Source organism: Kitasatospora sp. NPDC032757 (genome assembly GCF_055579305.1).
On the sequence record NZ_JBVINN010000035.1, the window covers coordinates 79,139 to 101,257 of the forward strand.

Consider the following 22,119-nt stretch of genomic DNA (forward strand, 5'->3'; position numbering starts at 1 on the left):
GCCGGCCGGCTCAGGCGTGGTAGCCCGCGGTGAACGACACCGGCAGCGCCACCAGCCCGCGCACCCAGGCCGACGGGCGCCAGACCAGCGCGTGCTCGGCCACCGCCAGCCGCAGGTCCGGCAGCCGGTCCAGCAGCACCTCGATCGCAGTGGTGGCGATCACCTCGGCCGCCTCCTGCGCCGGGAACGGGCAGCCGTGCTCGCCGTACGAGTAGCTCATGTGCGCCCGGTTGCCCTCGGCCGGGCTGCCGTCGGGCTGACGCACCGACGGGTCCGCGTTCGCGCCCGCGAAGCCGAGCAGCACCATGTCCCCGGCGGCGATCCGCTGCCCGGCGAGCTGGGTGTCCCGGGTCGCCCAGCGGCCGGCGAAGATCTGCGTCGGGGTGTCCTCCCAGAGCGCCTCGTTCAGCGCCTGGCTGATGCTGCGCCGGCCGCCGGAGAGCGAGGCGGCGAACCGCTCGTCGGTGAGCATCAGCCGCAGCGCGTTGGAGATCCAGTACGAACTGGGCTGGTGCCCGGCGATCAGGATCACCCGCAGGTCACGCATGATCTCGTCGTGCGACAGGCCCGCGTCGTGCTGGAGCATCGCGGTGGCGATGTCGTTACCGGGGTGCTCGGCCTTCTCCTCGACCAGCTGCAGCATCACGCCGAGCAGCCGCTGCGCGCCGGCGGGCGCGTCCGGGCCGCCGTCCAGCATCGTCAGCAGGCCGTCGATCAGGACCGGCGCCTGCTCCTCGTTCAGCCCGAACAGCCGGCAGAGCACCAGCAGCGGCATCCGGTGGGCGTACTCGGCGACCAGGTCGGCCTCGCCGCGCCCGGCGAACTCGTCGATCAGCCGGTCGGCGACCTCCTCCGCGTGCTTGCGCAGCTCGTACGGGTCGACGGCGGCCAGTGCGTCGGTGACCGCCCGGGAACGGCGGACGTGCTCCTCGCCCTCGGCGTACAGGATCGACGGCACCGGGGCCATCATCGGCTTGAGCGGCCAGTTCTCGGGGATGGTCTCCCAGGCGTTCCAGCGGCTGGAGTCGCGGCCGAACAGCTGCGGCTGACCGGTCACCAGCTGGAGCTCGCGGTAGCCGATCACCAGCCAGGCCGGGACGCCTCCGGCCAGCTCCACCGGGGCGACGGGACCGTGGGCGGCCCGCAGCTCGCGGTAGAGCTGCCCCGGGTCGGTCTGGAAGCGCGGCCCGTACAGCGGGGTGGCGCCGGCGTGCGCCGGGCAGCCCGGCGGCGGGGTGGCGGCGGGCTCGGTCACGGCGTGCTCTCCTCGTACAGGGACGGGTCGGTGATGCCTTCTGCTGCGAGCAGGGCGGCGTCGGCCCCGACGCGGGCGGCCGCTTCGACCCGGACGGCCAGGTGCCGGACCAGCTCGATCAGCACCTGCTTGCTCGACTCCCGGTCGCGCGCGTCGCAGTCCACCAGGGGGACGTCCGCGGGCAGGTCGAGCGCCTCGCGGACCTGCTCCAGCGTGTGGGTCGGCTCACCGAAGTTGTTCCGGGCCACGATGAACGGCGTGCCGTGGTGTTCCAGCCGGTCGATGGCGTACCAGGACTCCTCCAGCCGCCGGGTGTCCACCAGGACGACCGCGCCGAGGGCGCCGCTGAACAGCCGGTCCCAGAGGAACCAGAAACGTTCCTGCCCGGGCGCGCCGAACAGGTACAGCACCTGGCTGGCGGAGAGCGTGATCCGGCCGAAGTCGAACGCGACCGTGGTGGAGCGCTTGCCCCAGGCGCCCGAGGGGTCGTCGATCCCCTCGCCCGCCTTGGTCATGGTCTCCTCGGTGTTCAGCGGACGGATCTCGCTGACCGCGCCGACGAGCGTGGTCTTGCCCACGCCGAAGCCGCCGACCACGACGATCTTCAGCGCGTTGTCGGCGGTGCCGCGCAGCGGGGTGCGCCGGGCCGCCGGTGCCTCAGAGCCGTTGGAGTCCATGCAGCACCTGCTTCAGCGTGTCGAGATCGGGCAGCCGGGCCTTGTTGGGGGCGAACCGGGGGTGGCGGGCGGTGATCGCCCCGGTCTCCAGCAGGTCGCCGAGGAGGATCTTCACCACCGAGACCGGCAGCGCCAGCTCGGCGGACACCTCCACGACGGCGGTAGGGGCCTCGCACATCCGCAGAATGCGGACGTGCTCCGACTGCATACCCGGCGCCGGCTCCCGCTCGGCGACGATCAGGGTGACCAGGTCGAAGGCGTTCTCCGGGGACCGGCTGCGGCCCCGGGTGATGGTGTAGAGGCGGTCCGGGTCGTCGTCACGGCCCGGCAGAACCGGCCGGCCGGTCATGCCCGGGCGCTCTCTCGGGCCGGGTCCGCCGCGCCCGCCAGGTCCTCGCGGGCCGGGGCACTGAGGTGGACGCCGATCTGCTCGATCAGGCCGTGCATGTTGTGGCCGACCACGCCCACGTCCGCGTCGTCGTCGGTCACCACCGCAAGGTGGGCACCCTCGCCGGCCGCCACGATGCACAGGATGCCGCCGTGGAACTCGGTCATCGACTGCCGGACGCCGCCGCTGCCGTCGCCGAACTCGATCGAGGCGCCGTGCGCCAGGCTCTGCATACCGGAGGCGATCGCCGCCAGCTGGTCCGCCTGGTCGGCGTCGAGACCGGCGGTGTGGCAGAGCTTCAGGCCGTCGGCGGAGAGCACCAGGGCGTGCCGGGTGCCGGGGGTGGCCGTCAGCAGGTTTTCCAACAGCCAGTCGAGATCACGATCGGTGGCGCTGCTCATCAGGAGTCCTTCTCGGTGACGGGGGAAGCGTCGGGCGTGGTGTCCGTGGTCGGTTCGCCACCGCTCCTGGCCTGCTGCGAGGCGCGGCGGAAGGCGCCGAACCGGGCGGCGGCGCTCGCCGCGTCGCCGCGGGCGGGCCTGGCGGCGGGGGCCGCCGGGGCGGCCGTGGCGAGCGTCTGCCCGCGGCGGCGCTGCGGCAGGCCGCTGTCGGTGACCGGCGCGGGCGCGTCGGCCCGGGCGGCCGGGGCGGGGACGGCGGGGGCCGCCGGAGCAGCCGGCACGGCGGGCAGGGGGCGCGCAGGTGCGATGGCGGGCGGGAGGGCCGGGGTGAGTGCGGGGCGCGCGGGAGCCTGCGCGGCCGGGCGATCCGGTACGGGCGCCGGGGCGGGCTCCGGCGCGGGGTGCGTCACCAGCTGCTGCGGGATCAGCATCACCACCCCGGTGCCGCCGCGCGCCGACGGCCGGAACGAGATCTGCAGCCCGTGCTTGCGGGCCAGCGTGCCGACCACCGCAAGGCCGAGCCGGGTGCCCGCCGACAGCGTGGTGAGGTCCAGCGGCTCGGCGGAGACGGCCCGTTCGGCCCGGCGCAGCCAACTGTCGCCCAGCCCGAGGCCGCTGTCCTCGACGGTGACCGCCAGCCCGGCCGGCACCTCCTCGACGTAGACGTGCACCTCGGCCGGCGGGGCGGAGAAGTTGGTGGCGTTGTCGAGCAGTTCGGCGAGCGCGTGCATCACGCCCTCGGCGGCGAACCCGGCCACGGCGGCGGTACTGGCGTTGTGCAGCCGGACCCGCTGGTACGCGCCGATCCGGCCGAGCGCGCCGCGCAGCACCGACTCCACGGCGATCGGCTTGGCCCAGCGCCGGCCCGAACGGGCGCCGGTGAGTACGGCGATGCCGTCGGCCATCCGGCCCGCCTGCGCGGTGGAGTGGTCCAGCCGCAGCAGGTCGCCGAGGACCTCCTCGTCGTGCCGGTGCTGCATCTCCCGCAGCTCGGCGTGCATGCTCGTGGCCAGCGCCTGGACCCGCCCGGCAGCGGTCGCGCAGACCGCGAGGGCGGCGGCCCGCAGCCGCTCGCCCCGGCCGACCTCCTCGGCGACGGCCCGCAGCAGCGCGTACTGGGGGTGCTTGCGGTGCGTGGCCAGCGCGCTGTCGACGGAGGCGCCGTCGCGGAGCCTCTTCACCACCTCGGGCAGCACCTCGTCGGCCAGCCGGTCCAGCCGGTCGCGGTCGGCCCGCTCCGCCTCGGCCTCGGCCCGCGCCCGGGCCAGTTCGGTCTGCGCGGCGGCGACGTCAGCCCGGGCCTGCGCCAGCTCGGCGCGGGCGGCGTCGCACTCGGCCTGAGCGGCGGCGGCCCGCTGCCGGGCCGCCGTCTCCGCCTGCTTGGCCGCACCGGCCACGACCAGTGCCGTCATGGCCTCGCCGTCCTTCCCGGCGAGCGCGGCGCCGAGCCGGTGGCCGCGTTCGGTGGCGGACGCCGCCACCCCGACGACGATCAGCCAGAGCACGGCGACCGCGCCGACGGCCACGGCGGTCAGCGGCTGGTGGGCCGCCGACGCCCGGCCGATCGCGATCGGGGTGACGACCAGCGCGAGAAGGACCGCCGCCGCCGTCAGGGCCACGGTGCGAGCGGCGGGTCGTCGGCGCGGGCCGCCGTCGGGGCTGGTGCGTTCTCTCATCGGTGCGGTCCTCGGCAGCGGCGGCGGGCGTCGACGGGCTGACGCCGACAGCGGGGCTAGGCGAATGCGCGACCGCCCGGCCGACGTGATGAAACGTCTCCGGGCGGTTGATCGGTTCACGCAGTCGGCCGATCATATCCATTCAGCTGTTGTCCTCAACTGGCAAGTTGACGGACAGTCTCGTTCGTTCACGCTTCGTGCACCGATCCGCGGCGAGCCCGCCGCAACTCCGTCAGCCGAGCGTCGCCTCCACCGCCCGCCGGACGGCGTTCACATCCAGCCCGTGGTCGGCGATCACCCTGACCCCGAGACCCTCGCCCTCCCGGAGCACCCCCAGCAGCAGGTGCCCGACCGCGATCTCACCGGACTTCAGCCGGATCGACTCGCGCAGGGACAGCTCCAGCACCTTCCTAGCCCGCGCCGTGAACGGACTCCGCCGCGCCTTCGGCCCGGACCGGAACCAGCCGCGCCGCCGCACCTCCGTCCCCTCCCCCGGATCGTCCAGTGCCCCCTCCCCGAACACCGACTCCACCGCCTCCCGGACGGCCTCCAGGTCCACCCCGATCGCCGCCAGCGCCTGGGCGTCCTCCCCCGTCCCCAGCAGCCGCAACACCGCCTGCCTGGCCGTCTCGTGGTCCAGGCCCGAACCCACCAGCACCACGACCGCCGGGTCGTCCGGCTCCGCCAGCAGCGACAGCAGCAGGTGCTCCGTCCCGACGTACCCGTGCCGCAGCCCGGCCGCCTCCTGCTGCGCCCGCAGCACCACCTGCCGCGCACGGTCGGTGAAACGCTCGAACATCGCTCAGCCTCCGTCCTTTTCTCCACCGGGCCCACGCCGGGCGTACTTCTTGTGCACCGCCTGCCGGCTCACCCCGAGACAGACCGCGATGTCCTGCCAGGACCAGCCCTGCTGCCGGGCGTTCCCGACCTGCAACCCCTCCAGCCGGTCCGCCAGGTCACGCAACGCCCGCACCGCCCGGAGCCCCACCGCCGGATCACGGCTGCTCGCCGCCGCCGCGAGTTCTCTGCTCTCGCTCATACTGTCAACTTAGGTTGACACTCGCGCCGCGTCAACCCTGGTTGACACTTTGGCGCAGCGCCTCCTCGAAGGCCCGCCGCCCCTCCGCATGCTCAGGCGTGAGGTTCCCGCCCGCCCGCAGCGCCCGGACCACCGGACCCGGCAGTCGCAGCGGCAGCAGCAGCCGGCGCTTGCCCGTCGCCGCCAGATACACCTGCGCCAGCTCCCGGTACGTCCGCACCCGTGGCCCGCCCAGGTCCGGCGCGTACCCCGCCGGCTCCTCCCCCGCCAGCCCGGCCACCCGCGCGGCCACCTCCCGCACGTCCACAGGCTGGATCCGCACCCCGCTCACCACCGGGAAGACCGGCAGCTTCGCCGACAACCGGAACACCTTGACCAGCAGGTCGTGGAACTGCGTCGCCCGCAGCACCGTCCACCCCACCCCCGACTCCCGCACCAGCTGCTCGGCCGCGTACTTCGTCCGGCAGTACGGGAGCGGCACCCGGTCCACGCCCACGATCGACACGTAGACGACGTGCCGCGCCCCGGCCGCCTTCGCCGCGTCCAGCAGCGTCCCGACCGCCACCAGGTCCTTGCTGCCGATGGTGGTGGCGCAGTCGACCACCACCTCGACCCCCGCCACCGCCTCGGCCACCCCGGCCCCGGTCAGCAGGTCCCCCACCACCCACGCGACCCCACCACCGCTGCGCTCCCGCCGGCTCAGCCCCCGCACGGAGAAGCCCCGTTCGACCAGCAGCCGCACCACCTCCCGCCCCAGCGTCCCCGTCGCCCCGGTCACCAGCACCGTCCCGGCCATCGCCGTCCCCGTCCTCTCGTCACGGTCATCTGCCGTACGAGACCGAGCAGCCCTCCGATTTGTGACATCGGCAGGTACCCGGGCACGAAAACGCCCGGAGAACGACGAAGAGGCGGGGCGAGGACACGAAGTCCTCGCCCCGCCTCAGCGGTGGATCACCGCTCGGGAGTCAGCGGTCAGCTGCAGCCGCTGGTGGAGCCGCAGCCCTCGCAGAGGTAGCAGCTGCCGGCGCGGCGCATCTTGGTGCCGCAGGAGAAGCAGAGCGGCGCGTCGGCGTTGAGGCCGAGCTGGATCTCCATCAGCTCCGTCGAGTTGTGGGCCTGGACCGGGGTGGCCTTGGGGGCCTCGACCGCCGGGGCGGGCTTGGCCACCGGGGCCGCCGGGGTGACCGGGGCGGACTGGGCGAGCGTCTCGGTGTCCAGCTCCTCGGCCTCCAGCGGCTCGTAGGAGCCGGTCTCCAGGTGGCGCTGGCGCTCCTCGACGGAGTGGATGCCGAGCGCGGAGCGGGTCTCGAAGGGCAGGAAGTCCAGCGCCAGGCGACGGAAGATGTAGTCGACGATCGACTGGGCCATCCGCACGTCCGGGTCGTCGGTCAGGCCGGCCGGCTCGAAGCGCATGTTGGTGAACTTCGAGACGTACGTCTCCAGCGGCACGCCGTACTGGAGGCCGACCGAGACGGCGATGGAGAAGGCGTCCATCATGCCGGCGAGGGTCGAGCCCTGCTTGGACATCTTCAGGAAGACCTCGCCGAGGCCGTCGTCCGGGTAGGAGTTGGCGGTCATGTAGCCCTCGGCGCCACCGACCGTGAAGGAGGTGGTGATGCCCGGGCGGCCCTTGGGGAGGCGCTTGCGGACGGGGCGGTACTCGACGACCTTCTCGACGACGGACGCGCTCTCGGAGGCCTTGACCTCGTCGCTGTCCTTCTTCTTGGCCGAGAGCGGCTGGCCGACCTTCGAGTTTTCGCGGTAGATGGCGAGCGCCTTTACGCCCATCTTCCACGCCTCGAAGTAGATCTCCTCGACGTCCTCGACGGTCGCGGAGGCCGGCATGTTCACCGTCTTGGAGATGGCGCCGGAGATCCAGGGCTGGATCGCCGACATCATCCGCACGTGACCCATCGGCGAGATGGAGCGCTCGCCCATCGCGCAGTCGAAGACCTCGTAGTGCTCGGTCTTCAGGCCGGGCGCGTCCACCACGTTGCCGTGCTCGGCGATGTGGGCGACGACCGCCTCGATCTGCTCGCCCTGGTAGCCGAGGCGCTTGAGGGCGCGCGGGACGGTGCCGTTGACGATCTGCATCGAGCCGCCGCCGACGAGCTTCTTGAACTTGACCAGGGCGAGGTCGGGCTCGACGCCGGTGGTGTCGCAGTCCATCATCAGGCCGATGGTGCCGGTCGGGGCGAGCACCGACGCCTGGGCGTTGCGGAAGCCGTTCTGCGCGCCGATGCGCAGCACGTCCTGCCAGGTCTCGGTGGCGGCGGCCCAGACCGGGGCGTCCAGGTCGTCGACCGAGACGGCGGCGACCGAGGCGTCCGCGTGCTGCTTCATGACCCGCTGGTGCGGGGCGGCGTTGCGGGCGTAGCCGTCGTACGGGCCCACCACGCCTGCGAGTTCGGCGCCGCGGCGGTAGGCGGTGCCGGTCATCAGGGAGGTGATGGCGCCGGCCAGGGCGCGACCGCCCTCGCTGTCGTAGGCGTGGCCGGTGGCCATCAGCAGGGCGCCGAGGTTGGCGTAGCCGATGCCGAGCTGGCGGTAGGCGCGGGTGGTCTCGCCGATCTTCTCGGTGGGGAAGTCGGCGAAGCAGATGGAGATGTCCATCGCGGTGATGACGAGCTCGACGACCTTGGCGAAGGTCGTGGCGTCGAACGAGTCGTCGTCGCGCAGGAACTTCATCAGGTTGAGCGAGGCGAGGTTGCAGCTGGAGTTGTCCAGGTGCATGTACTCGGAGCAGGGGTTGGAGGCGTTGATGCGTCCGGACTCCGGGCAGGTGTGCCAGTGGTTGATGGTGGAGTCGTACTGGATGCCGGGGTCGGCGCAGGCCCAGGCGGCCTCGGCCATCTTGCGGAAGAGCTTCTTCGCGTCGACGGTCTCGATGACCTCGCCGGTCATGCGGGCGCGCAGGCCGAATTCGGTGCCGTTCTCGACGGCGGTCATGAATTCGTCGTTGACCCGGACCGAGTTGTTGGCGTTCTGGTACTGGACGGAGGCGATGTCGTCCCCGCCGAGGTCCATGTCGAAGCCCGCGTCGCGCAGGGCGCGGATCTTCTCCTCCTCCTTCACCTTGGTCTCGATGAAGGCCTCGACGTCGGGGTGGTCGACGTCGAGTACGACCATCTTGGCCGCGCGGCGGGTGGCGCCGCCGGACTTGATGGTGCCGGCGGAGGCGTCGGCGCCGCGCATGAAGGAGACCGGGCCGGAGGCGTTGCCGCCGGAGGAGAGCAGCTCCTTGGAGGAGCGGATCCGGGAGAGGTTGAGGCCGGCGCCGGAGCCGCCCTTGAAGATCATGCCCTCTTCCTTGTACCAGTCGAGGATCGACTCCATGGAGTCGTCGACGGCCAGGATGAAGCAGGCGCTGACCTGCTGGGGCTGCTTGGTGCCGACGTTGAACCAGACCGGCGAGTTGAAGCTGAACACCTGGTGGAGGAGGGCGTGGGTCAGCTCGTGCTCGAAGACCTCGGCGTCACCGGGGGTGGCGAAGTAGCCGTTCTTCTCACCGGCGGCGCGGTAGGTGAGCACCACGCGGTCGATGATCTGCTTGAGGCTCCACTCGCGCTGCGGGGTGCCGACGGCGCCGCGGAAGTACTTGGACGTGACGATGTTGACGGCGTTGACCGACCAGAAGTCGGGGAACTCGACGCCGCGCTGCTCGAAGTTGATCGAGCCGTCGCGCCAGTTGGTCATGACGACGTCGCGGCGCTCCCAGCGGACCTCGTCATAGGGGTGGACGCCAGGGGTGGTGTAGATGCGCTCGATCCGCAGGCCGCCCTTGGGGGCCTTGCCGGCACCCTTCGTCGTGGCCTTGTCGGACTTCGACCCGCGTGCGGAACCGCTCGTGGTGTCTGTCACTTCTCGCTCCTCCTCCTGGGCAAACGCCCAAAGTGCCCCGAAAAGTCCGGGCACCGCTGGTTCGCTCTTCCGGTGTGCGGACAGGCGACGACCCGCCTGTTTCCGCACGGTTTGTGGTGTTCTGTGCACCGTTTCCGGGCACGCGTCGGCCCCGGAGGGGGCCGGTGTGGCGATCGGCCCCGGAGGGGGCCGGTGTGCTGAGCCGGGCCTCCTAGGGCGCGGCGGCGGGGACGGGCACGCAGGTGTCGTCCGCCTCGGGGGGCCGTTCGGCGCGGATCTCCGCGATGGCGGCCTCGAAGTCTTCCAGTCCGTCGTACGCCTGGTACACGCTGGCGAAGCGCAGGTAGGCGACGACGTCGAGCTGCTTGAGCGGTCCGAGTATGGCCAGGCCCACATCGTGGGTGGTGAGCTCGGACTTGCCGGTGGCCCGCACGCATTCCTCGACCTTCTGGCCGAGCTGGGCGAGGGCGTCCTCGGTGACCGGGCGGCCCTGGCAGGCCTTGCGGACTCCGGAGATGACCTTCTCCCGGGAGAACGGCTCGGTGACACCGCTGCGCTTGATGACCATGAGTGCGGCCGTCTCCACCGTGGTGAAGCGGCGGCCGCAATCCGGGCACTGCCGGCGGCGGCGGATCGAGCTGCCGTCTTCGGTGGTCCGGCTGTCGACGACGCGGCTGTCGGAGTGCCGGCAGAAGGGGCAGTGCACCTGAGGATCCCTCCCGGGCAGGACGTGCGGACTGGTCGAGTCTACGCGATGACGACCCGGCCTCGGCAAGCTGATCATGCACCGTGACCACTAGTACTGGGCACGATGAGGACTGTAGCCACTACATGTAGGTCTTCGAGGGAGGCAGTGCGGCGGGCGTGTCGGTCCGGACGCGACGGTCCCGCCGGTGCGGATTAGACTGCCGGGGCCGACTTCGAGTCGAACATTTAATCGATGTACAACAAAGCCTTGATCGAGTCAGCCAACTCCCGAATAATTCACTCGAACGTGTGTTTGGCGCAACCTTTCGATAGGAGGTGCCGTTGGGCTGGAAAAGGGAGAGGACAGCCGTCGAGAGGGGCCGCCGTGAACACGATCGAAAGCAACACCATCCCGGTGCAGGAACACTCCCAGCTCAAGGTGGGGCAGCGCACCACGAATCAGCAGAGTGTGGACGTCAGCATGGACCGTAGCGAAGAACACCGACTCTCCGGCGCGGCCATTTCCAGCACGAGCCGCGTTCCCGACCAGCCGATCGAGCATTCCCCCGTGCTGGACGACTCGCACCCCGCCCCCGCGCGCTCGATGCCGGGGCGCCCCCCGGGCATCCGCACCGACGAGGCCGGGCTGACGGAGCGCCAGCGCCGGGTGATCGAGGTCATCCGGGACTCCGTCCAGCGCCGCGGCTACCCGCCGTCCATGCGCGAGATCGGCCAGGCCGTCGGCCTGTCCAGCACCTCCTCCGTCGCCCATCAGCTGATGGCCCTGGAGCGCAAGGGGTTCCTCCGCCGCGATCCGCACCGCCCGCGCGCCTACGAGGTCCGCGGTGTCGAGGTGGCCCGCCCCAACACCGCCGAGACGGCCGGGCGCCCGTCCACCTCGTACGTGCCGCTGGTCGGCCGGATCGCCGCCGGCGGTCCGATCCTGGCCGAGCAGACGGTCGAGGACGTCTTCCCGCTGCCGCGCCAACTGGTCGGCGAGGGCGAGCTGTTCGCGCTCACCGTGCGCGGCGACTCGATGATCGAGGCGGCCATCTGCGACGGCGACTGGGTGACCGTCCGCCGCCAGCCGGTCGCCGAGAACGGCGACATCGTGGCCGCGATGATCGACGGCGAGGCCACCGTCAAGCGCCTCAAGCGCGAGGACGGCCGGATCTGGCTGATGCCGCACAACCCGGCGTACGAGCCGATCAACGGCGACAACGCGACCATCCTGGGCAAGGTCGTCGCGGTCCTGCGCCGTCTCTGAGCGCCGCCACAGCACGCACCGGGAAGGGGCTCCACCGCAGAGTGCGGGGAGCCCCTCCGGCGTTCCCGGGCCACGCGGAAGGCGTTCCCGAGCGCGTTCCGACGGGGCGTTCCCGGGCCCACGGGGCAGCTACTCCCCGGGGCCGGCTCAGGACTCCCGCGGGGAACGCCCTCTCGGAACGCCCGCGGAGAAGACCCGCCCAGAACGCCCGCTCAGCCCTTCCTGACCACCGGCCGGACCGGCGCCGCCGAGTCGTCGATCGCCGCCAGCGAGCGCCGCACCTGGTTGCGGTCGGTGGTGTACCAGAACTCCGGCATCGAGGACCGGAAGTACCCGCCGTACCGCTTGGTCTCCACCCGCGGGTCCAGCACCGCCACCACGCCCCGGTCGTCCGCGGCGCGCACCAGCCGGCCCGCGCCCTGCGCCATCAGCAGCGCCGCGTGGGTGGCCGCGACGGCCATGAAGCCGTTCCCGCCGCGCTGTTCGACGTCCTTCTGCCGGGCGCTCATCAGCGGGTCGTCCGGACGCGGGAACGGGATGCGGTCCATCACCACCAGCTGGCACGCCGAACCGGGCACGTCCACGCCCTGCCAGAGCGAGAGTGTGCCGAACAGGCAGGTGGTGGCGTCCGAGGCGAACTCCCGGATCAGCTCGCCCAGGGTGTCCTCACCCTGGAGCAGGATCCGGTTGTCGAGCCGCCCGCGCATCGCCTCGGCGGCCGTCTGGGCGCCGCGCATCGAGGAGAACAGGCCCAGCGTCCGCCCGCCGGCCGCGCCGATCAGCTCGGCCAGCTCGTCCAGCATGTCGGGGCGCTCCGGGTCGCGGCCCGGATCGGCCAGGTGCTTGGCGACGTAGAGGATGCCCTGCTTGGGGTACTTGAACGGCGAGCCGACGTCGATGCCCCGCCAGTGCGGCACCACGTCCTCGCCGAAACCGGGCTCCGGGGCGTCCCCCGGCCCGCGCACGTCCGGCAGCCGGGCCTCCGAGGGCAGGCCGACCGAAGCCGCGACGCCGTTGAAGTCCCCGCCGAGCTTGAGGGTGGCCGAGGTGAGCACCACCGAGCGCTCCTTGTACAGGCCCTCGCGCAGCAGCCCGGAGACGCTCAGCGGGGCGACCCGCAGCGAGGCGGTGCCCATCCCGAACCGGTCGCTGCGCTCGATCCAGACCACGTCGTACTCGGAGTCGGCGAGCAGCCGCTCGGCCGTCTCGTGCAGCGCCTCGGCGGAGGCCATCGCCTGCTTGCGCACCGCGTCCTCGTCGCTGAGCGACTTGTCCCTGGTCTCGCCGAGCGAGGTGATCACCTGCCGGCTGGCGTCCCGGATCGCGGTGACCGCGTACGCCAGGTACTCGGGCAGTTCCTCGACCCGGCCGGGCTGAGCCGTCTCCATCAGGCCGTGGTAGTTCTCCGCGGCGCCCTGGAGGGCGTCCACGGCCTTCTCGTTGGCGAGCCGCGCGGCCCGCTTCACCGCACGGTTGACCGCGCCGACGGTCAGCTCGGCGGTGGCCGCGCCGGTGACCCGGTTGACCAGCTCGTGCGCCTCGTCGACGATCAGCAGCCCGTGCTCGGGCAGCACCGGCGCGCCCTCGATGGCGTCGATCGCCAGCATCGCGTGGTTGGTCACCACGACGTCCGCCAGCTTGGCCCGCTCGCGCGCCTTCTCGGCGAAGCACTCCTGCCCGTAGGCGCACCGGGTGGCGCCCAGGCACTCCTTGGAGGTGACCGAGAGCTGGGCCCAGGCCTTGTCGGAGACGCCGGGGCTGAGGTCGTCCCGGTCACCGGTCTCGGTCTCGTCGGCCCAGTCGCGCAGCCGCAGCACGTCCTGCCCGAGCTTGCCGGTCGGGCCGCCGAGCGCGTCCACGGGGTCGAACAGGCCCTCGCCCTCCTCGCTCGGGGTGCCCTCGTTGGCCCGGTGCAGGCAGAGGTAGTTGGAGCGGCCCTTGAGCATCGCGAACAGCGGGCGGCGGCGCAGCACCGGGTGCAGCGCCTCCACCGTGCGCGGCAAGTCCCGCTCGACCAGCTGGCGTTGGAGCGCCAGGGTGGCGGTGGCGACCACCACGCGGTCCCCGTGGGCGAGGGCCGGCACCAGGTAGGCCAGGGACTTCCCGGTGCCGGTGCCGGCCTGCACCAGCAGGTGCTCGCCGTGGTCGACGGCGTCGGCGACGGCCTCGGCCATGCGGACCTGGCCGGGGCGCTCGACGCCGCCGACGGCCTCGACGGCGGCGTGCAGCAGCTCGGGGAGCTGGGCCCGCGGGACGGCGGCCTCGGCGGCGGCGGCAGCGGCCGAATCGGCGGCGGCGTCCTCGGCGGCGGCGGCGGGGAGCTGGGATTCGGAGTCGTTCGTCATGACCCTCCCACCCTACGGGGCAGGGGTGACAATCCGGTCCCGTTGGCCGGGCAGCCCGGCCGTCCCCTCGGGGGTGAGGGCGTTCGGGACGGTGCCGTGCCTGGCCGCGTGCGGGCGGTGCGGGCGGTCCCGGTAGCCGTCGAGGAGCAGCCGGTTGCGGTTGAGGCAGAGCCGGTCGATCCGTGGCCGGAACAGGTCGAAGAGGGCGAACCGCTCCTTCAGCTCGGGAAAGCGCTCCTGGTACCGGAGGACCTCGGCCCGCAGCAGCGCCCAGAACTCCGTCTCGGGCAGGCCGCTCTGCGCCTCCAGCAGCGGGGCGAGGTAGCGGAAGACGCCGATGAAGAGGCCGGAGTGGAGGAACTGGCAGAGGCCCTGAGGGTCCTCGCGCAGCAGCACCCCGGCCACCTCGGCGGGCAGCCCGCGCAGCTCGGGGAGGTCCTGGTCGCTGAGGTTGACGTCGTCGACGAAGTCCTTGACGGCGAGGCGCACGGGGGCGTCGGAGGAGTCGAAGACCAGGATGGCGTTCTCGCCGTGCGGGGAGAAGACCAGGCCGTACCGGTAGAGGAAGTGCAGCAGCGGCGGCAGCATGGCGGCGAACAGCCGGGCCGTCCAGGCGGCCGGGGCGAGCCCGGAGCGGGTGATCAGCTCGGCGGCCAGCGCCCGGCCGTCGGCGCCGGTCTGCAGCAGCGCGGCCAGGGTGCGGCCGCGCTCGCCGGCGTCCAGGGCGGGGCCGAGCGGTTCGCGCCAGATCGCGCCCAGCAGCTCCTTGTACTGGTAGGGCGCCTCAGGCAGCTCGCGGTAGAGCGGGTGGTCGACGGTGACGGAGGCGATCTCGCCGAGCAGCACCACCCGGCACTCGTCGCGCAGGAACGGGTCGGCCTGCCGGAGCCCGTGGATCCAGGCGGTGACGGCGGGCGCGGCCAGCGTGCGTTCGGTCGGGAGGCCGCGCCAGACCAGGGTGTTGAGGATGGCGAGCGGCAGCTTGACCGTGCAGCGGTCGGGGCGGCTCCGGTTGAAGAACGAGCGGATGGACTGCTGGGGCAGCCGCAGGTCGCCGTCGGAGGGCAGCGGGACGATCTCGCCGGACGCGATCCACGGCGCGAACAGCGGGACGACGGTCTCGTCCCACTGCCAGGGGTGGACGGGCAGCAGCAGGTAGTCGTCGGCGTCCAGGCCGAGGGCGCGCAGCCCGGCGCGCAGCGCGTCCGGGTCGTCGATCTCGCGGGCGTACAGCTGCCCGGGCTCGGTGAGGCCGGGGACGCCCCGGTACTGGGCGAGCCGGCGGTGGACGGCGATCCAGGGCAGTGGCAGCGGGGTGCGCGCCTCCGGGGCCCAGCGGGCGGCGTCGGAGGCGGAGAAGCCGATCCGGCCCTTGTTGGGGACGATCCAGGGGTGGCCGCCCTGCCGGCCCTCCAGCTCGGTGTGGCCGAGGTCGGCCAGTTCGGCGGCGGTGAGCGCGGTGGCGAGCTGGTGCGCGTCGGAGATCAGGGTGGCGGTGAGCTCGCGGACGAGGTGGCCGGTGGTCTCGCCGTTCAGGCCGAGGGTGTGCCGGGCGTACGGGAGGAAGCGCAGCGGGTCGAGGCCGTCCGGCCGGGAGCAGCGCACCGAGTCCTCGGCCACCTGCCAGCTGCCGTAGGCGCCTCGGCGGGCGGTGAAGCGGTACTCGGCCTCGGGCAGGGGCAGCAGGTACGCGCCGTCGGCGTCGCCGGGGACCGGGGTGATCAGTTCCTCGTAGGCGAACTCGCCGAGCATCTTGGCCAGCAGCGTGCGGCCGGCCCGCCGCCAGTGCCCGGCGGTGAGCTGCGGGGGCAGGTACAGCGGCGGTTCAGCGGCCGGCGGTTGCGGCACGGGACAGCTCCTGGGGGCGAGGGACGGTGGTGGTGGGCGGGGTGGAGGCGGGGGCCGCCGGCTCCGGCGGGGCGAAGCCGGTCCACGCGGTACGGGCGGGCAGCCGGTGGACGGTCCGGCCGGTCACGGCGTTGAGGATCACCGCGGCACGGTGGGCGCCGAGGCCGAGGTCGGGGGTGCCGACGCCGTGGGTGTGCAGTTCGGCGTTCTGTACGTACAGCCCGCCGGTGAGCTCGGGAAGGGTCGCGACCCGGTGGTCGAGGTCGACGCGGTAGCGCCCGGAGCCGTCCCAGTCGATCAGCTCGGCGAGCGGTTCCAGGGCGGCCGGGCGGGCGGCCCGGTAGCCGGTGGCGAGCACCACGGCGTCGGTGCGCAGGACGTGCTCGGCGCCGGAGTCGGCGTGCCGGCAGCGGAGTTCGAGCCCGCCGCAGGGTCCGGGCCGGGCGTCGGTGACGGTGGTTCCGGGGGTGATCTCGACCGGGTCGGCGTCGATCGGGCGGCCGATGGTCCGCTCGTACAGGTGGTCGTGGATCTCGGCGAGGGTCTCGGCGCTGGCGGCCTTGTGCAGCTGCCACTGGGCGTCGACCAGGCGGTCGCGGACCGGCTCGGGCAGGCCGTGGAAGTAGCGGGTGTAGTCGGGGGTGAAGTGCTCCAGGCCGAGTTTGGAGTACTCCATGGGGGCGAGGGCCCTGGTCCGGGTGAGCCAGCGGAGCCGGACGCCGTCGCCGGCGTGGCGCCGCAGCAGGTCGAGGAAGACCTCGGCGCCGGACTGCCCGCTGCCGACCACGGTGATGTCGCGGGCGCCGTCCAGGGCGGCGCGGCGGTCCAGGTAGTCGGCGGAGTGGAAGGCCCGCGGGTGGCCGGCCACACCGGCGAAGGCCTCGGGCAGGAGCGGCCGGGTGCCGACGCCGAGCACGAGGTTGCGGGCGTGCACCTCCTCGCGCCGGCCGGTGGCGGTGTCGAGCAGCTCGGCCCGGTAGCGGCCCCCCTCCCAGTGCAGGGCGGTGACGACGGTGGCGAACCGGCAGCTGGCGAGCCGCTCGGCGGCCCAGCGGCAGTAGTGGTCGTACTCCCGGCGTGGCAGCTGGAAGCGCTCGGCGAAGTAGAACGGGAAGAGCCGGTCCTGTTCGCGCAGGTAGTTGAGGAAGGACCAGCGGTTGGTCGGGTCGACCAGCGAGACCAGGTCGGCGAGGAAGGGCACCTGCATCCGGGCCCCGTCGACCAGCATCCCGCGGTGCCAGCGGAACTCCGGGCGCTGGTCGCAGAAGAGGGTGCGCAGGCCCGGGACGGGCTCGGCCAGCGCGGCGAGCGAGAGGTTGAACGGGCCGATGCCGACGCCGAGCAGGTCGTACGGCTCGGGCTGGGGTGGGGTGTCCATGGGGTGGGCGGTGTCCTAGGCGGGGTTCGGGGCGGAGGGGAGCGGGCCGCGGTCGCGGTCGCGGACCATCAGGGCGGCCCGTTTCCCGGGCAGGTTGAGTTCGGCGGCGGGTACGAAGCCGGCTCGTTCGAAGGCGCGGACGGACCGCCGGTTCCGGACGTCGGGTTCGGCCACCACGCGCTCGCAGAGCGGCCGTTCCCGCAGGATCCGGTCGGCCAGCGCGGCGAGCAGGGCGGAGCCGAGGCCCCGCCCGCGCCGGTCGGCCGGGCCGAGCAGCAGGTGGACGCCGGTGTCGTGGGGCCGGGCGGGGTAGTACCCGGCGAGCGGGTCGAGGTCGGCGCGGTAGACCTCCCAGTAGCTCATCGGGGTGCCGTCGAGCAGGCCGAGGCAGGGCGCGCTGTTCCCGTCGCCGTCGAGCTGGGCCCGGATGTGGCGTTCGGTGGTGGCGGGCGGCCCGGCGAGGTCCCAGAAGGCGGCGGTCTCCGGGTCGTTCATCCAGCCGGTGAGCAGTTCCAGGTCGGCGGGCAGCCGGACCGGGCGGAGCCGGAACTCGCCGGCGGTGGTGGGCATGGCGCCCCAGCCGGCGGCCTCCTCGGCCGGGCTCGCGGCGGAGGTCACGCGCCGGCCACCGGGTTGGGGATGTCGACGTAGACGGACTGGGTGGCGACCGGGCCGACCAGCTCGTCCATGCCGTTGATCCGGGTGAGCAGGTTGGCCTTGCAGGGCAGGGTGGCCGCGTCCAGCAGCAGGGCGGGCAGTGCGGAGCCGGTGGCCGCGACCCGGGGGCTGCCGAGGAAGCCGCGCAGCGCGGCCAGCAGCACCGCCTCGTCGGCCAGCCGCTGGGAGCCGAGGGCGCCGATCAGGCCGAGGACGTGGTTGATGCCGAGGTAGTAGGCGAAGTGGTGGTCGATCACCTCGTCGGCGAGGAAGGTGTCGCTCTGCGCGCCGAGGCCGGCCAGCCGGCCGGTGAGCCGCTCGGCCGCACTCTGGCGGTAGTAGAAGCCCTGGTTGTCGCGGTAGCGCCCGCCGGTCGGCCAGCCGTCGGCGTCGAGCAGGACGAGGCTGTTCTGCTGGTGCGCCTCCAGCGCGATGCCGGCCCGTCCGTCCAGCCAGAGGACGGGCAGCACGACGGCGTCCAGGTAGCGCAGGAACCATTCGGCGGCCACGGTGGCCACCGGGCGGCCGCAGCGGGCGGCGAGGGAGCGCAGGACGTCGCCGAGCCGGGACGGCACGGTGTCGCCGGTGCCGAGCGGCTGTTCGGCGACCAGCCCGGCCACGCAGAGCACGCGGTCGCCGGGGGCGAAGGGCTGGGCGCGCAGCACGGTGTCCAGGCCGCCCGGGTCGCCGAGGGCGGGGTGGTCGACGCCGATCCAGGCCGGGTCGCGGACGATGTCGAAGCCGGGGTGGGCGGCCCGCCACTCGGCGGCCAGGCCGCTCTCCAGCAGCCGGTGCATCTCCAGGCCGCGGTGCAGTTCCTTGCGGAGGTTCTCCCGGCGGGAGTTGGTGATCCGCAGGCCGAGCGAGAGCTTCAGCATCCAGGGCGTGCCGGGCCGGTAGACGGTGCGCACCGAGGAGGTCGGGTACCAGGGTGCGCCGGCCGGGCCGAGGTCGTGCAGCAGTCCGTCGGCGAGGAGTCCGGCCACGGCCGGGCGCAGCGCCAGTTCGCGGGCCTGCCAGGGGTGCAGCGGCAGGGCGGCGGTGCCGGGCGGTAGCAGGGCCGGGTCGCCGAGGAGTCGGGTGGTGATCCGGTCGGCGCTCTCGGTCACGGCGGAGCCGGCGGCGAGCAGTTCGCGGTCGACGGCGTACCAGTGCAGCTGGAACGAGCCGTGGAGTTCCGGGGAGTAGGCGGCGCTCTGCGCGGGGCCGAGGCCGTCGCGGCTCTTCGGGGTGGGGTGCAGCGGGTGGCCGAGCAGCAGGGACTGTTCGGCGGCGAGGAAGTGGGAGCCTTCCGGCCCGCCGGGGGCGGCGGCGGTGCGGTGGTGGGTGAGGATGTCGGCGGTGCGGACGACGGAGTCGGCGACCCGGGCGGCGAGGTCGGCGACCTGGCCGGGGTCGGGGCGGGCGGCGGCCGCGGCGGCGAGCAGCGCGGCGGTGGTGACGGCGTCGACCGGGGCGTCGCGGCCATCCCCCGCCGCGGCGCCGCCGCCGGCCGAGAGGGTGGCCGGGCCGAAGCGGTGCCAGCCGGCCCTGGACCAGTGGCGGACGGGCGCGGAGAGCCGGGCGGCGCCGCCGAGGACGGCGATCCGCAGCCGCCCGTCGGGGCCGGGCGTGGCACCGGTCTCGCGGGCCCAGCAGCGCAGCAGGGCCTCCAGGGCCGCCTGTTCGGCGGCGACGGCCGGGTCCGGGTGAAGCAGCGGATCGGGTTGCGCCGGGCCGGCCACGGCGGGGCGGGCCGGGGCGGGCCGGCGCGCCGGGACGTCGGGCGGGGCTCCGGTGAGGGCGGTGCTCAAGGCTGCTCCTTGGGGCGCGTGGGGTGCGGACGCGCGCGGGTGGTGGAGAGGGTCTGGCGGGCGCTCGCACCGTCGCGTCAGGTAAGGGTTACCTATCTCTGACGGGTGATCACAAGGGCGGCTCACTCGTCCGGGTGAAGAGCGGTGATTGTTCACCCCTGGGGTGGGAGCCCCTGCCGTGGCAACGAGCCGACGGGGCGTTCGTCACAGATCGGTGACCTCCCGTCAGCTCCGGAACCCTGGGGTCGGCCCGTGCCGTCCTGGAGGCGAGTGGGAGACTCCAGGACGGCGGGCGCCGCCGGAACAGGACCATCCAGGGGGAAAGCGAACACCATGCCATCGATCCACCGGTCAGCCATGGCCGCGGCCTTTGCCGCCGGAACCCTGCTCGCCGTGAGCGCCTGCGGCCCGGACGGCCCCGCCGGCGACGGGGGCACCGCCGCACCGCCGCCGGCCTCGACGAGCGCCACCGCCTCCGCCGCCGCGGGGGGCGGCGGAGTGATCGGCGGTCTCACCCTGCCGTCGGGCATCCCGACCAGCCTGCTGGAGGGCCTGCCGAAGAGCTGGGACGACCTGAAGAAGTGGAAGTTCGAGGACTGGGACAACTGGGCCTCCAAGCACGTCTTCAACAACCCCGTCGTCAAGGACTTCTGGAACCCGGACAAGATGGGCGACTCCAAGCCCGCCGAACCGGCGCCGCCCACCGCCAAGCCGGCCGGGGACGCCGGGGTCACCGACCCCGAGCCGCCCGTGGTCAAGGCGACGCCGGTGGCCCGCCCGTACACCAAGCAGCCCTCGGGCAAGGTGTTCTTCAGCGCCGAGGGCGGCCGCGGCAACTGCTCGGCCACCGTGATCGCCGACCCGGCCCACCCCGGCAAGAGCAACCTGGTCTGGACGGCCGGGCACTGCGTGCACCCGGGCAAGGGCGGCGCCTTCTACAAGGACCTCGTCTTCGTCCCCGCCTACAACAACTCCGGTGCCTCCAGCGGCGGCAAGAAGGCCCCGCTGGCGGAGCTGGCTCCGCTCGGCACCTGGTGGGCCAAGGACGTGGTGACCTCGCCGCAGTGGACGGTCGAGGGCGGCGGCACCGGTGACGCCGCCAGCCAGTTCGACTTCGCGGTCATGCGGGTGCAGAACCAGAACGACACCGGCAAGTCGCTGGAGGAGACGGTCGGTTCGGCCGTTCCGGTCTGGTTCGACGCCCCGCGCGACCAGCTGAAGGTCTCGGCCGTCGGATACCCGCTCTACAAGCCCTTCGACGGGCAGGAGCTGTACAAGTGCGACGGCGGCAAACCGGTCCGGCTCTCCTTCGACCCGAAGCGCCCGTCGATGCACACCATCGGCTGCACCATGACGCAGGGCTCCAGCGGCGGCGGCTGGTTCGCCCCGATGCCGGACGGCAGGCTCGCACTGGTCAGCAACACCTCCGTCGGCACCCAGGACCACACCTCGCTGAGCGGCCCGTACCTGGAGACGGTCGCCAAGCAGGCCCTGGACTACATCTCCCGCAAGCAGAAGTAGCCGCCTGGCAGGAACCGACCGACGGGGAGAGATCACCATGCCACCGATCACCACGGCCGGGCCCGGCCGCCGGGCCGCGACGGCCGGAGCCGCCGTGCTCGCCGCGCTCGCCCTCAGCGCGACCGCCTGCGGGCCGGACAACGAGAAGAGCAACGAGGCCGCGGGCGCGCCGTCCGCGACCGCCGCCACCACCGCGCCCGGCAAGCCGGGGGCCGCACTGCCCGGCAGCCTCCAGGACCTCGCCAACTGGAAGCTCGACGACTGGGCGAGGTTCGTCGGCGACAACGCCTTCGTCAACGAGGTCGCCCAGGGCTTCTGGTCGATCGCCAAGATGGAGAACGCCAAGGGCCGGGCCACCCCGGAGTACTCGCACACGACGGCCGGCAGCACGGTCGAGCGGGACACCCCGCCGGCCGCCATCCCCGCCAAGCCGCAGCCGCACCCGTACAGCCCGGCGACGGCCGTGGTCGGCAAGATCTTCATGACCACGCCCGAGGGCGACTCGATGTGCTCCGGCACCGTGGTCTCCGACCCGGCCAACCCGGGCCGGAGCAACCTCGTCTACACCGCCGCGCACTGCCTGCACGACGGCAAGGGCGGCACCTGGCTGAAGGACATCACCTTCGTCCCCGGCTACAACCGGGACGGACAGGCCAGCCGGGGCAGGCAGTACAGCGAGCAGCAGGTCTCCCCGTACGGGCGGTGGACGGCGGTCCGCGCGCTGGTCTCGCCGACCTGGGTGAAGGAGAACGGCGTCGGCCCCAACTCCCAGTACGACTACGGGATCATCCGGGTCCGCAACGAGAACGGCGCCGGCAAGTCGCTGGAGGAGACGGTCGGCAGCTCGATCCCGGTCTGGTTCAACGCCCCGCGCGAGCAGATCACCTCGGCCTTCTCCTACGGCTACCCGGCCGAGCGGCCGTTCGACGGCATGGAGCTCAACCACTGCGACTCCGCGATCCGGCCGGTCAAGCTCTCCTTCGACCCGGCCCGGCCGCCGATGTACGTGATCGGCTGCACCATGACCGGAGGCTCCAGCGGCGGCGGCTGGTTCATCACCAAGGACGGCAAGCCGAACCTGATCAGCGTCAACTCGATCGGCAACCGCAACCCGTCCGAGTACATGGCCGGCCCCTCGCTCCAGGAGCAGGCGCGGCAGGCCTTCGACTACTTCTCCAAGAACGCGAAGTAGGCCCGCGGCAACGCCGACGGCCCCGGTCTCCTCAACGGAGCTTGGGTTCAAGGGGTCGTCGCAACACCGCTTGGTTTCAGACGGTGAGTAGATCACGTAGACGCTCGGCTGGGGTATCCCAGCCGAGCGTCTTG

General features: G+C 73.1%; 18 protein-coding genes and 1 pseudogene. 3 read left to right on the forward strand and 16 right to left on the reverse strand.

Annotated elements, in window-relative coordinates; genetic code table 11:
- Nucleotides 1–10 precede the first annotated feature (10 nt).
- The 11 genes and pseudogenes from ACZ5WK_RS30145 to nrdR all read right to left on the reverse strand — a co-directional run bounded on the left by ACZ5WK_RS30145 (nt 11) and on the right by nrdR (nt 10,003).
- Nucleotides 11–1,255: a cytochrome P450 gene (locus ACZ5WK_RS30145; RefSeq protein ID WP_396323778.1), complete on the reverse strand. Its 1,245-nt coding sequence runs from the start codon at nt 1,253–1,255 to the stop codon at nt 11–13.
- Entirely contained in the window at nt 1,252–1,932 is a 681-nt protein-coding gene (locus tag ACZ5WK_RS30150) for a GTP-binding protein (protein WP_465552002.1), read from the reverse strand. Before ACZ5WK_RS30150 ends, ACZ5WK_RS30145 begins: the two co-directional genes overlap by 4 nt.
- On the reverse strand, nt 1,913–2,281 hold the full coding sequence (locus ACZ5WK_RS30155; protein WP_465552004.1) for a DUF742 domain-containing protein: 369 nt from the start codon (nt 2,279–2,281) through the stop codon (nt 1,913–1,915). The genes ACZ5WK_RS30150 and ACZ5WK_RS30155 overlap by 20 nt, the downstream gene beginning before the upstream one ends.
- A complete protein-coding gene (locus tag ACZ5WK_RS30160) occupies nt 2,278–2,721 on the reverse strand; it encodes a roadblock/LC7 domain-containing protein (RefSeq protein WP_465552006.1) in 444 nt (147 codons plus the stop codon). Before ACZ5WK_RS30160 ends, ACZ5WK_RS30155 begins: the two co-directional genes overlap by 4 nt.
- A complete protein-coding gene (locus tag ACZ5WK_RS30165) occupies nt 2,721–4,397 on the reverse strand; it encodes a sensor histidine kinase (protein WP_465552008.1) in 1,677 nt (558 codons plus the stop codon). Before ACZ5WK_RS30165 ends, ACZ5WK_RS30160 begins: the two co-directional genes overlap by 1 nt.
- 232 nt (nt 4,398–4,629) lie before the next feature.
- Nucleotides 4,630–4,929, reverse strand: coding sequence for a Clp protease N-terminal domain-containing protein (locus tag ACZ5WK_RS30170; protein WP_465552042.1), 300 nt, complete (start codon nt 4,927–4,929; stop codon nt 4,630–4,632).
- Nucleotides 4,906–5,196: pseudogene (locus ACZ5WK_RS30175) on the reverse strand (Clp protease N-terminal domain-containing protein); the annotation flags it as partial. The pseudogene ACZ5WK_RS30175 and the gene ACZ5WK_RS30170, both read right to left, overlap by 24 nt.
- Before the next feature lie 3 nt (nt 5,197–5,199).
- Entirely contained in the window at nt 5,200–5,436 is a 237-nt protein-coding gene (locus ACZ5WK_RS30180; RefSeq protein WP_396323784.1) for an RNA polymerase subunit sigma-70, read from the reverse strand.
- A 31-nt stretch (nt 5,437–5,467) separates the two neighbouring features.
- Nucleotides 5,468–6,232 carry an SDR family oxidoreductase gene (locus ACZ5WK_RS30185; protein ID WP_465552010.1) on the reverse strand — a complete coding sequence of 255 codons (765 nt, stop codon included), beginning with the start codon at nt 6,230–6,232 and terminating at the stop codon, nt 5,468–5,470.
- A 176-nt stretch (nt 6,233–6,408) separates the two neighbouring features.
- Nucleotides 6,409–9,297: a vitamin B12-dependent ribonucleotide reductase gene (locus tag ACZ5WK_RS30190; protein WP_465552012.1), complete on the reverse strand. Its 2,889-nt coding sequence runs from the start codon at nt 9,295–9,297 to the stop codon at nt 6,409–6,411.
- 211 nt (nt 9,298–9,508) lie between these two features.
- Complete coding sequence (gene nrdR / locus ACZ5WK_RS30195) at nt 9,509–10,003, reverse strand: transcriptional regulator NrdR (protein ID WP_465552014.1); 495 nt, start codon at nt 10,001–10,003, stop codon at nt 9,509–9,511.
- Nucleotides 10,004–10,588: 585 nt separating this feature from the next.
- Here nrdR and lexA point away from each other — a divergent pair.
- Nucleotides 10,589–11,251, forward strand: a complete 663-nt coding sequence (gene lexA, locus ACZ5WK_RS30200) for a transcriptional repressor LexA (protein WP_224281048.1) — start codon at nt 10,589–10,591, stop codon at nt 11,249–11,251.
- Between the two features lie 212 nt (nt 11,252–11,463).
- Here the strand turns inward: lexA and ACZ5WK_RS30205 are convergent, their stop codons facing one another.
- From ACZ5WK_RS30205 to ACZ5WK_RS30225, 5 genes are read right to left on the reverse strand one after another with little or no spacing between them, the layout of a single operon-like run.
- Entirely contained in the window at nt 11,464–13,596 is a 2,133-nt protein-coding gene (locus ACZ5WK_RS30205; RefSeq protein WP_465552016.1) for an ATP-dependent DNA helicase, read from the reverse strand.
- Between the two features lie 12 nt (nt 13,597–13,608).
- Nucleotides 13,609–15,444, reverse strand: a complete 1,836-nt coding sequence (locus ACZ5WK_RS30210; protein WP_465552018.1) for an IucA/IucC family protein — start codon at nt 15,442–15,444, stop codon at nt 13,609–13,611.
- A complete protein-coding gene (locus tag ACZ5WK_RS30215) occupies nt 15,422–16,822 on the reverse strand; it encodes a lysine N(6)-hydroxylase/L-ornithine N(5)-oxygenase family protein (RefSeq protein WP_465552020.1) in 1,401 nt (466 codons plus the stop codon). Before ACZ5WK_RS30215 ends, ACZ5WK_RS30210 begins: the two co-directional genes overlap by 23 nt.
- A 15-nt stretch (nt 16,823–16,837) precedes the next feature.
- Nucleotides 16,838–17,545: a GNAT family N-acetyltransferase gene (locus ACZ5WK_RS30220; protein ID WP_465552044.1), complete on the reverse strand. Its 708-nt coding sequence runs from the start codon at nt 17,543–17,545 to the stop codon at nt 16,838–16,840.
- Nucleotides 17,437–19,272: an IucA/IucC family protein gene (locus tag ACZ5WK_RS30225; RefSeq protein WP_465552022.1), complete on the reverse strand. Its 1,836-nt coding sequence runs from the start codon at nt 19,270–19,272 to the stop codon at nt 17,437–17,439. Before ACZ5WK_RS30225 ends, ACZ5WK_RS30220 begins: the two co-directional genes overlap by 109 nt.
- A 357-nt stretch (nt 19,273–19,629) precedes the next feature.
- Between ACZ5WK_RS30225 and ACZ5WK_RS30230 the strand changes: the two genes are divergently transcribed.
- Nucleotides 19,630–20,793 (forward strand): hypothetical protein, encoded by a 1,164-nt coding sequence (locus ACZ5WK_RS30230; RefSeq protein WP_465552024.1) that lies wholly within the window; start codon nt 19,630–19,632, stop codon nt 20,791–20,793.
- A gap of 37 nt (nt 20,794–20,830) precedes the next feature.
- Nucleotides 20,831–21,985 (forward strand): trypsin-like serine peptidase, encoded by a 1,155-nt coding sequence (locus ACZ5WK_RS30235; protein ID WP_465552026.1) that lies wholly within the window; start codon nt 20,831–20,833, stop codon nt 21,983–21,985.
- Nucleotides 21,986–22,119 lie beyond the last annotated feature (134 nt).